Origin of the sequence: Synechococcus sp. H55.2, from assembly GCF_047462495.1 — a bacterium.
GTDB lineage: Bacteria > Cyanobacteriota > Cyanobacteriia > Thermostichales > Thermostichaceae > Thermostichus.
In genome coordinates, this window is the sequence record NZ_JANSJH010000100.1 from 1 (window position 1) to 9,818 (window position 9,818).

Sequence of the window (9,818 nt, forward strand, 5' to 3'; positions counted from 1 at the left end):
GTTGGGGGTGGTCGCGCTAGCGGCGCGGAGCGCTTGGGTGCCTCTGGGAGAGGGGCCGGGGGTGAGGGAGTCTGGGAAAATCAAAAACGAGGCTCGCTGTTGAGGCGTGACGGCTGCTGTTTTAAATAGCGCAAGAACTCCCGCAGTTCGGCCTCATTCAGTTGGTGGCGAGATTTTTTCTGGAAGCGACGCTCCAGGAACTCTTGTCCTTCCTTGCGGCCCCAGCCAATACGCTGCATCTCGACATCTGTTTGAGCAATGATGTCTGATAGATCATCTCCATAGGCTCCCGGCTCGCTCAAGCTGGGCAATTCTGAGGGAGTCGGCTTCGCAGGGATCCCTGTTGGCTCAGGGGCTTGAGGGGCAGGAGAAGAGTGGGTGCGCCCATTGGCCAAGGCCAAGTCGGGAGTTGGCAAATAGGGCAGCCTGGCGGCAGCAGAATCCATACCCAAGCTCAAGGAAGTTGCGGAATGACCGAATCCTGCGTGGTTTAAAGCGCGCTTCAGCGCAGCATCTTCCGCTTCTTCTACTGTGTTGGAGCCGGCAATACCACTGCCCAGAACCGTGTTGTTCACCACCACCTGGGCTTTGACAATGTAGATCCCTTCTTCTACGCGCAACAGATCGGTGAGCAAACTGCCCATGGGGTACCGCTCTCGAAACTGTTGAATCATGTTTGCGCCGAAACCTGTCGCTGCTCGGGTCTTGACTACAAGCTAGCTTGAAAGTACGCCTCACATCCAGATCTCAACGCCTCAATCTCAAATCAACATCGGCTAAAGATGTCTACCGAGCAGATCCCAACAAGAAGAGAAGTCTTTCCCAACAGTCAGCGTTCGGCTCGACAAGGGTATGCTATGGCCAAGGGATCCAGTTGCCAAGGTTGCCCTGAGTGGCTGGCTTGGAAAAGGAAAACTGATTTATTATCGCTGCACAGCAAGGCATAACGGAGAACCATGGCTAGCGATACAACCGGGGTCAGCTCAGCCAGTTTGGGGCAGGCAGCCATTCGAGAGCGCAATTATGGCACTGCTTTGCAGTTGCTGCGGCGGGCTTATCGTGCGGATCCCAGCCCGGAGAATGCCCGTTGGCTGGCCACCGCCTACGAAGAAGCGGGGTATGCCCAATTGGCCGCCCTCTATCGAGAATTGGCCCAAGAGCGCAGGGAGACTGCCAAAGCAATTCAATTCCAAGCCCCCAAACCTCCCGGCACCCTTGCAGAACTGAAGCAACCCCCTTCTGAACCGCCGGAGCGCAAGACCATTCCCTTGCCCCAGCCGATCCCACACCCAACCCCACCGGCATCCTCTCCGGATCAGCCGATTTGGGTCTACAAGCCCGCCCCCATTGACCCCAAAAGCATCAGCCGTCAAACGCCCCTTCGATCTCAAGCCGCGGAGCCTGCCCCTTCCCCTCAACAATCGGCGGAGAGGAGCAACTATCTGCCGGTTCAACACGCCCCGGATTTACAAAACCCGCAGCAGGGATCCCCCTTCCTGCGGCGGCTGAACCAACTGCATCGCCAGTTTAAGGATCGGCCCACGGCGGAGCTGGCTCTGCAACTGGCGGAAGCCTACGACGAGCAGAAGAACTTCAAAGAGGCCCAGCGCTACTACCGAGAGGTGTTGGATCTGGATGATTCCTGGCTGTTGCGACCAATGGTGCAGGAGCGCCTGGAAGAGCTGCAGCAACTGCAGGAGCAGGGTTCTTTGGCGGATCCCTCGGCCCAAAGTTTGCTCAAGCTGGCCGAGAAGTTGGAGCAGGAGGGGGAAATCGCCCGGGCCGAGCAAGTTTACCGCCAGATCCTAAAAATGAATGCCACCTTGGATGTTTATGCTAAGGCTCGCAAGGGGCTAAATCGGCTCTATCCGGACGGAAAGCGGTGAACGGCAGACCCTCGCATTTCCCCTGAACCGTCACAATTCGGAAGCAGCTTCTCCTCAAAATGGATCCCGCGGGTCGAGGGCATCTCGCAGACCATCCCCCAGCAAGTTAAAAGACAAAGAGGTGAGCACCACCATCAGGGTGGGGGCTAGCACCAGCCAAGGCTGCAGAATGATTACCGAAGCATTGGTGGCCAGCGACAGCATATTTCCCCAAGACGCATCCGGCTGTTGGATCCCCAGGCCGATCAAGCTCAGCACCGACTCCGCCACGATGTAGCCGGGCACCGCCAAGGTTGCCGAGATCACCACGTAGGTGGTGGTCTGAGGCAGAATATGCCGCACCAGCAGATACAGGGATCCGGCCCCGGCCACCCGCGCCGCCTGCACAAAGTCTCGCTCCCGCAAGGACAGCACCTGGCCCCGAATGACCCTGGCCAAGCCCGCCCAACCCACAAAAGAGAGGATGGCCACAATCACCAAAAAGCGCTCGGCATTGCTGAAGGGCACGCCGGTCAGCGGGTTCACCTGCAACACCGCCGCCAGCGACACCAGCAAATACAGGGTTGGGATCGACATCAACACCTCAGTCAGCCGCATCAGCAGCGTATCCACCCAGCCGCCGAAGTAGCCGGATATGGCCCCCACCAGCAGGCCGATGGGAAAAGAGATGCCGATGCCCACCAGGCCAACAAACAGGCTGACGCGCCCGCCATAGACCAGACGGCTGAAGTAGTCGCGGCCCTGATCATCCGTGCCCAGCAGGTGCAGCCGCGCTACCGGCAGCCCTTCCTCTGGCCGCAGGGGGACGGTGCCGAACAAATGTCGATCCCAGGGGATCAGCCCCAGCCAACGGTAAGGGGTGCCGGCCACAAACAGGCGGATCCCGGCGGGACGGCTGCTATCCACCAAAAGCGGACGTTCGCCCGTTTCCAGATCCACCGGCCCCTGGCGGGTGGGGTAAACGTGGGGCCCCAGCCAAGCGCCCGACTCATCCCACAAGTGAATGGCGGTGGGGGGCAAAAGGGATCCCCCTGGCTGCGATTCCAGCGGGCTGTAGGGGGCAACAAACTCGGCAAAAATGGCGCAGACGTAGAAAAAAACGAGAATGTAGGCTCCCACTTGAGCCCAGCGATTTTGGCGCAGCCGTTTCCACCACTGCATGAGGCCAGGGTCCCGGTTGGGCGAGTTGCCAGAACGAAGTTGGCTTTTAGTGTAGCTAAGCTTTGGGGTTATTTCGAAGACACTGCCCACGCCGTCCAATCTTGAACGGATCCCCCTAGCCGGCCAGGGAATAGCTGGGGCTGCAGGGGGCCATCATTTCCATCCGAGCTGCGGCGATGGTCTGCGGCAGCACCCCCACCAGCCGCGCCAAAATGTCATCCGGCAACTGCTTGACCAACTCCGCAGAGAAAAACTCCTCCAAGCTAAAGAGCAAAATCCGCGCCCGCTGGGCCGGCAAAGGATTATCGGTGATCTGCTGCAACCAGCGCATCCAGTGCAGCCGCTTGGTATAGGCGTTTTGCCGCTCTTGATAGCCCTGGGGATGCAACAGAGCCACATCCCCAATCGGGATCACGCTGCTCGACTCCACATCCAAGGGCCCCCCCACCGCAGCGCCCGGCCCGGCAAACTCGGCATGAAACGTCTTGCAGATGATCAAGGCGTTGTGCCGCTGCGGATCCACCATCAGCAATTGGCCGCTGCTGAGGCTGCGAATCAGTTGACCTGGCTCAACCCACTGAACCAGGCTATGGCTGTTGGGAGAGGGCTCGTTCATACCTCTTTAAGATATCTCAGCTCCCCTTCCCCTTACATGAGATCTTCAACTTTCGCAGCTCTGCTTGACCAAATCTTCATAGATTGGGGGGAGAGGGCCAAACGTGGCCTTCCCCCAAGCTACTGGCGGGGGGTTTGGATCTCGCCGACAACCCGAATGGCGATCCCTTCGCCGGCCTGGCAGCGGCCAATGCGGCGAGCATAGGAGTAGCCGGCGCTGTGGAGCTCTTGCAAAAGCTCTGCGGTGAAGGCGGGATCCACCGCCAGCAGTAAGCCGCCGCTGGTTTGCGGATCCGCCAAGAGCAACTGCTGCCACTCCGGTAGAGAGTCGGCCTCTACGCCTTCATAGCCTTGCCAGTTGCGGCGGGCTGCACCTGGGAAGATCCCCGCCTCCGCCAAGGAGAGGGCCTCGGGCAAAAAGGGAATAGCAGCCAGATCCAACTCGGCGCTTACCCCTGAGCCACGGCAGACCTCTAGCAAGTGTCCCAAGAGGCCAAACCCCGTTACATCGGTTAGGGCGTGAACCTGGGGTCGCCGCGCCAGTTGCGGGCCGATGCGGTTAAGCTGAGTCATCACCTGCAAAACCTCGGCGTAGCCCGCTGCGCTAAGCTGACCCTTTTTTAGGGCGGTGGTCATCACCCCGATCCCCAGCGGCTTGGTTAGGATGAGGTCGTCGCCGGGCTGAGCCGTGGCGTTGCGGCGGATGTGCTGCGGGTGGGCCAGGCCTGCCGCCACCAAGCCGAAGATGGGCTCGGGCGAATCGATGGAGTGCCCCCCGGCCAAAGGGATCCCGGCTTCCTGACAGATCTGGATTCCCCCGGCCATGATCTCCCGAATAGCCGACAGGGGCAGGGTGTTGACCGGCATGCCCAAAATGGCGAGGGCGAGAATGGGCGTGCCCCCCATTGCGTAAACGTCAGAGAGGGCGTTGGCTGCGGCAATGCGGCCAAAATCCACCGGATCGTCCACGATGGGCATGAAAAAGTCGGTGGTCAGGATCAGGGCCTGCTCGTCGTTGAGTTGGTAGACGGCGGCATCGTCGCTCGTTTCAGCCCCCACCAACAGGGCCGGATCTGACCAAAGAAGAGGCAGCTCCTTAAGAATCTGCTGCAGCAGCGCCGGGGCAATTTTGCAGCCGCAGCCGCCGCCGTGGGAGTACTGGGTGAGGCGAAGGGGAGTCTCCATGCAAGCAAAGGGAGAAAACGTCGGCCTGACTTTACTGTAGCGGCAGCTAGCAGCAACTGGAAAAAGGGGCGCTGGGCTAAGGTTGAAGGGATCCCTCTACCCATAGCGTTGCCATGTCTTTTGTCCCCTTGCACTTGCACAGCGAGTACAGCCTTCTGGACGGGGCTAGCCAATTGCCGCGTTTGATTGAGCAGGTGGTGGCGATGGGTTTGCCAGGACTGGCCCTGACCGATCACGGCGTCATGTATGGGGCCATTGAGCTGGTGAAACTGTGTAAAAGCAAAGGGATCAAGCCGATTATTGGCAACGAGATGTATGTTATCAACGGCGATATTCGAGACAAAAGCCGCAAGTATCCCAAGTATCACCAAGTGGTTCTAGCCAAAAACACCCAGGGCTATAAAAACTTAGTGAAGCTAACCACTATTTCCCATCTCCACGGCGTTCAAGGCAAGGGGATCTTTGCGCGCCCCTGCATCAACAAAGAGTATTTGGCCCAATACAAAGAGGGGTTGATCGTGACCAGCGGCTGTCGAGCTGGGGAAGTGCCCCAGGCCATTTTGCAGGGGCGGCCAGAAATTGCCCGCCAGGTTGCCGCCTGGTATCAAGAACAGTTTGGAGACGATTACTACATTGAGATCCAGGATCACGGCTATCGAGAAGACCGCTTTGTCAATGTGCAATTGGTGCGCATTGCTCGCGAATTGGGGATCCCGATCATCCTCACCAATGATAGCCACTTCATCTCCTGCTGGGATGTGGAGGCCCACGATGCCCTGCTCTGCATCCAAACAGGCAAATCTCTCACCGAGAAAGATCGCCTTCGCTACAGTGGGACGGAATACCTGAAAAGCCCAGAAGAAATGCGCCGCCTCTGCCGCGATCACCTGGAGCAAGAGGTGATCGATGAAGCCATTGCCAACACCCTCAAGGTGCTGGAAAAGATCGAGGGCTATGACCTATTTGGGGAAATGCGCATGCCCGACTACCCGGTTCCACCGGGCCATTCTGCCGATAGCTATCTCACCGAATTGGCCTGGCAGGGCTTGGCAAAACGCTGCGGCGTTGCCTATCCAGATCAGATTCCGGAAAACTATCAGGAGCGCCTGCGCTTTGAACTAAGCATCATCCAACAAAAAGGCTTCTCCAGCTATTTCCTGGTGGTTTGGGACTACATTCGCTATGCCCGCGAGCACGGGATCCCAGTAGGCCCAGGCCGCGGTTCGGCAGCCGGATCCCTGGTGGCCTATGCCCTGCAAATTACCAATATTGACCCCGTCAAATATGGGTTGCTCTTCGAGCGTTTTCTCAACCCAGAACGGCAATCGATGCCGGATATCGATACCGATTTCTGCATCGAGCGGCGGGGAGAGCTGATCGACTATGTAACCCGCAAGTATGGTCAAGAGCGAGTGGCCCAAATCATCACCTTTAACCGCATGACTTCCAAAGCTATTCTCAAAGATGTTGCCCGGGTGCTCGATATTCCCTATGCCGAAGCCGACAAAATGGCAAAGCTGATCCCGGTGTCGCGGGGCAAACCGGCAAAATTGGAAGAGATGATCGGCGAGAACACGCCGGCCCCCGAGTTCAAAGAAAAATACGAGAAAGACCCAACCACTCACCGCTGGATCGAGCTGGCCCGCCTGTTGGAAGGCACCAACAAAACCTTTGGGGTTCACGCTGCCGGCGTGGTCATCGCCAAGGATCCCTTGGATGAGATCGTGCCCTTGCAATACAACAACGAAGGTCAAATTATTACCCAGTACTCGATGGAAGATATTGAGTCTCTGGGCCTGCTGAAGATGGACTTTTTGGGGCTGCGCAACCTGACGATGATCCAGCGGGCTGTGGAGCTGATTCGAGAGCACAGAGGGGTCACCATCGACCTGGATAACCTACCATTGGATGACGAGAAAACCTACCAACTTTTGGAAAAGGGAGAGCTGGAAGGGATCTTCCAACTGGAATCTTCCGGGATGAAGCAGGTGGTGCGAGAGCTCAAGCCTTCCAACTTAGAAGACATTTCCTCGGTCTTGGCTCTTTACCGACCGGGGCCATTGGATACGGGCATGATCCCAGACTTTATCGATCGCAAACATGGCCGCAAGCCGGTAACCTATGCCCACGATCTCCTCAAGCCAATCCTTCAAGATACCTACGGCGCCATTCTCTACCAAGAACAGATCATGCGCATTGCCCAGGACATGGCCGGCTATACCCTGGGCCAGGCCGACCTGCTGCGGCGGGCGATGGGGAAAAAGAAAGTTTCCGAGATGGAGCAACAGCGGGAGCAATTCGTCCGGGGAGCTTTGGAGCGAGGTGTGGCCAAGGAAGTGGCCACGGAACTATTTGACCAGATGGTTGCTTTCGCCGAGTATTGCTTCAACAAATCCCACTCTACGGCCTATGGACTGATTACTTTCCAGACAGCCTATCTCAAGGCCAATTATCCAACAGAATACATGGCGGCGCTGCTTTCTTCTGTGGGAGGGGATCAAGATAAGGTGCAGCGCTATATCACCTATTGTCTGTCGATAGGGATCCAGATTCAACCGCCCGATATCAACCGCTCTGGGCTGGATTTTACCCCCCAAGGATCCAGCATTTTGTTTGGTCTAGGGGCGGTGAAGAATGTGGGTGAGGGGGCGATTCAAAACATCCTGGCTGCCCGCCAGGCGGGGGGCCCCTTCACCTCTTTGGCCGACTTTTGCCAGCGGGTGGATCTGCGCCTGGTTAACCGTCGCGCCATCGAGTCGCTGATCTGTGCAGGCGCTTTTGATTGTATTTCCCCCAACCGCAAGCAATTAATGGTGGATCTGGATCCCATTCTCACCTGGGCGACGGAGCGGGCCAAGTCCAAAGCCATTGGTCAAGCCAGCCTATTTGATTTGTTGGGCAGCGACAGCAGTGATGGCCAGGGATTTATGGAAGCGCCGCGGGGGCCTGCTACCGAAGATTTTCCAGCGCCAGAAAAGTTAAGGCTGGAACGGGAGCTGTTGGGTTTTTATGTTTCGGATCACCCGCTGCGGCGGATTCAAGAGCAGGCGCGCCTGTTGGCTCCCGTTAACCTCTCGGATTTGAGCGGCTACGCAGCCGAGACTTCTGTAGGCATTCTGGCCCTAGTGACTGCCATCAAAACCGTAACCACCAAGAAAGGGGATCGCATGGCCATTGTGCAACTGGAAGATCTCACCGGCAGTTGCGAAGCGGTGATCTTCCCCAAGACTTACGAACGTTTGCGCCATCGCCTGGAGGTGGATCAACGGCTATTGATCTGGGCCAAGGTGGATCAGCGGGATGAACAGGTGCAATTGATTGTCGAGGACTTACAGCCAATTGAATCGGTGAGTTGGGTTACGGTGCAACTCCCTCTGGAGGCTGCCGGCACATTGGAGGATCGATACCGCCTGCAAACATTGCTTGCCCGCCAACGCTCGGAAGCCAAGGAAGAAAATCGCATCCCCGTTGTGGCGGCCATCGTCGCCCCTCCCCACACGCTCTGGGTGAGGCTGGGATCCCAATTTTGGGTTAAAAATGCCCAGGCTGCAGTTGAGGCCCTCCGCCAAGCTGGCTATACCGCCCGCAGCGAAGCGCTAGCCTCTTAAGCCGTCAACCCAACTGTTGTTCCAGCCAAGTGCGTAACTGGGTCACGGTTAGCCGCGGCGAGGGGCGGGGCAGAGATCGTTCGGGATCCCCCGCCAAGCTCAGCACGGGAACCTCCAGTTGGTAGCGCTCCCACCAGGTGGGGTTAGTGGTGATGTCGCGGATTTCCAACGTGGCGATCTCAGGGATCTGCTGCAACTTCTCCGCTAGGCCCTCGCAGAGGTGGCAGCCGGGCTTGCTGTAGAGGATCAAGGGCGGCCAAGGCATAGGGGATCCCTAAAGGCTGACAGTACAGGCCAGACGACGGTGCTGCAGCGAGGGCATCTGCCGCCGGATAAGCTGCAGGCGCTCCGGGTCGATCTCGGCAATGGCCACCCCTGGTTTTTCGCCGCCGGCATCCGCCAGGATCGTCCCCCAAGGATCCACGATCATGGCGTGGCCATGACATTGCCGCCGCTCGTAGTGGGTGCCCACCTGGGCGGGAGCAATCACATAGCAGGTGTTTTCAATAGCGCGACACTGTAGCAAAACCTGCCAGTGGTCCCGGCCCGTGTAGGCGGTAAAGGCGGCGGGGATCAACAGCACCTGCGCTCCTCGATCCACCAAGGAACGATACAGCTCCGGAAAGCGCACGTCGTAACAAACCGATAGACCTAGCATGCCCAGCCGCTCTTCCTGGCAGACCACCACCTCGTTGCCGCTCACCACCGTGTTCGACTCGCGGTAGGTGTTGCCGTCGGGCAGGTTGACGTCGAAGAGGTGGATCTTGCAGTAGCGAGCCAGCTCCTTGCCCTCGGGGCTGTAGAGGGCGGCGGTGTTGTACACCTTGCCTTGTCCATCCGGCACCGGGTATCCCCCGCCCAGCACGAATACCTGGTAGCGCTGGGCCATCTTGGCCAAAAACTCCTCGGCCCGCTGCGCGATCTCCGAGGCAAGGCGAGCTTTTTCTTCCTCCGGCCCCATGAAGGCAAAGTTTTCCGGCAAAGCTACCAGCTCACATCCCCGCCGCGCCGCAAAGTCAATCCACTCCTCTGCCTGTTGTAGGTTGCCGGCCAGATCGGGGGTGCTGGTCATCTGAAGGGCGGCTGCCAAATAGGATCGCATGGGGAAACTCCAGGAAAACTCAAAGGATCCAGCCGTCTAGCCCACCAGGTGCCACCAGCCCAACGCAGGCCCCACAAATCGCACCACCACCCAGACAATGGCCAGGAGAATAATGCCGGCCCAAGCGCCCCGAGTTGTCCAATTGTAGATCGTGCGGGCTTGGGCTTTGGTGAGAGGAATATCTTTGAGCTGGGGAAACAGTAGCTCTTGGTCAGGGTCGGGGCTGTTGCGGGTTTTGCGGCGCTTTGCTTCGCCCATAGG

Annotated in this window: 9 protein-coding genes; 2 read left to right on the forward strand and 7 right to left on the reverse strand. The window is 58.3% G+C overall.

Annotated features, from left to right (window positions below; all coding sequences use genetic code 11):
- Nucleotides 1–80: 80 nt before the first annotated feature.
- Complete coding sequence (locus NW844_RS10840; protein WP_414335582.1) at nt 81–674, reverse strand: hypothetical protein; 594 nt, start codon at nt 672–674, stop codon at nt 81–83.
- A 282-nt stretch (nt 675–956) separates the two neighbouring features.
- Here NW844_RS10840 and NW844_RS10845 point away from each other — a divergent pair, with 282 nt between their 5' ends.
- Nucleotides 957–1,886, forward strand: coding sequence for a hypothetical protein (locus tag NW844_RS10845; protein WP_414335584.1), 930 nt, complete (start codon nt 957–959; stop codon nt 1,884–1,886).
- A 54-nt stretch (nt 1,887–1,940) separates the two neighbouring features.
- Here NW844_RS10845 and NW844_RS10850 read toward each other — a convergent pair whose 3' ends face one another.
- The 3 genes from NW844_RS10850 to selD form a co-directional block, all read right to left on the reverse strand.
- Complete coding sequence (locus tag NW844_RS10850) at nt 1,941–3,047, reverse strand: ABC transporter permease (RefSeq protein ID WP_414335586.1); 1,107 nt, start codon at nt 3,045–3,047, stop codon at nt 1,941–1,943.
- Nucleotides 3,048–3,162: 115 nt separating this feature from the next.
- A complete protein-coding gene (locus NW844_RS10855; protein ID WP_414335588.1) occupies nt 3,163–3,663 on the reverse strand; it encodes a hypothetical protein in 501 nt (166 codons plus the stop codon).
- A 119-nt stretch (nt 3,664–3,782) separates the two neighbouring features.
- On the reverse strand, nt 3,783–4,847 hold the full coding sequence (gene selD, locus NW844_RS10860) for a selenide, water dikinase SelD (RefSeq protein WP_414335589.1): 1,065 nt from the start codon (nt 4,845–4,847) through the stop codon (nt 3,783–3,785).
- Nucleotides 4,848–4,960: 113 nt separating this feature from the next.
- Between selD and NW844_RS10865 the strand changes: the two genes are divergently transcribed.
- Nucleotides 4,961–8,455, forward strand: coding sequence for a DNA polymerase III subunit alpha (locus NW844_RS10865; protein ID WP_414335591.1), 3,495 nt, complete (start codon nt 4,961–4,963; stop codon nt 8,453–8,455).
- Nucleotides 8,456–8,459: 4 nt separating this feature from the next.
- Here NW844_RS10865 and NW844_RS10870 read toward each other — a convergent pair whose 3' ends face one another.
- The 3 genes from NW844_RS10870 to NW844_RS10880 all read right to left on the reverse strand — a co-directional run.
- The gene (locus tag NW844_RS10870) at nt 8,460–8,720 is read right to left on the reverse strand and encodes a glutaredoxin family protein (protein WP_414335592.1); all 261 of its coding nucleotides are present in this window, start codon (nt 8,718–8,720) and stop codon (nt 8,460–8,462) included.
- Nucleotides 8,721–8,729: 9 nt separating this feature from the next.
- Nucleotides 8,730–9,557, reverse strand: coding sequence for a carbon-nitrogen hydrolase family protein (locus NW844_RS10875; RefSeq protein ID WP_414335594.1), 828 nt, complete (start codon nt 9,555–9,557; stop codon nt 8,730–8,732).
- A 36-nt stretch (nt 9,558–9,593) separates the two neighbouring features.
- Nucleotides 9,594–9,818: DUF2839 domain-containing protein (locus tag NW844_RS10880; RefSeq protein ID WP_414335596.1), on the reverse strand; the 225-nt coding region annotated here is incomplete at its 5' end.

What these genes read in the sequence shown, in the direction of transcription:
- NW844_RS10840 (WP_414335582.1), bottom strand. Translation starts at nt 674, where the DNA reads ATGATTCAACAGTTTCGAGAGCGGTACCCCATGGGCAGTTTGCTCACC.
- NW844_RS10845 (WP_414335584.1), top strand. Translation starts at nt 957, where the DNA reads ATGGCTAGCGATACAACCGGGGTCAGCTCAGCCAGTTTGGGGCAGGCA.
- NW844_RS10850 (WP_414335586.1), bottom strand. Translation starts at nt 3,047, where the DNA reads ATGCAGTGGTGGAAACGGCTGCGCCAAAATCGCTGGGCTCAAGTGGGA.
- NW844_RS10855 (WP_414335588.1), bottom strand. Translation starts at nt 3,663, where the DNA reads ATGAACGAGCCCTCTCCCAACAGCCATAGCCTGGTTCAGTGGGTTGAG.
- selD (WP_414335589.1), bottom strand. Translation starts at nt 4,847, where the DNA reads ATGGAGACTCCCCTTCGCCTCACCCAGTACTCCCACGGCGGCGGCTGC.
- NW844_RS10865 (WP_414335591.1), top strand. Translation starts at nt 4,961, where the DNA reads ATGTCTTTTGTCCCCTTGCACTTGCACAGCGAGTACAGCCTTCTGGAC.
- NW844_RS10870 (WP_414335592.1), bottom strand. Translation starts at nt 8,720, where the DNA reads ATGCCTTGGCCGCCCTTGATCCTCTACAGCAAGCCCGGCTGCCACCTC.
- NW844_RS10875 (WP_414335594.1), bottom strand. Translation starts at nt 9,557, where the DNA reads ATGCGATCCTATTTGGCAGCCGCCCTTCAGATGACCAGCACCCCCGAT.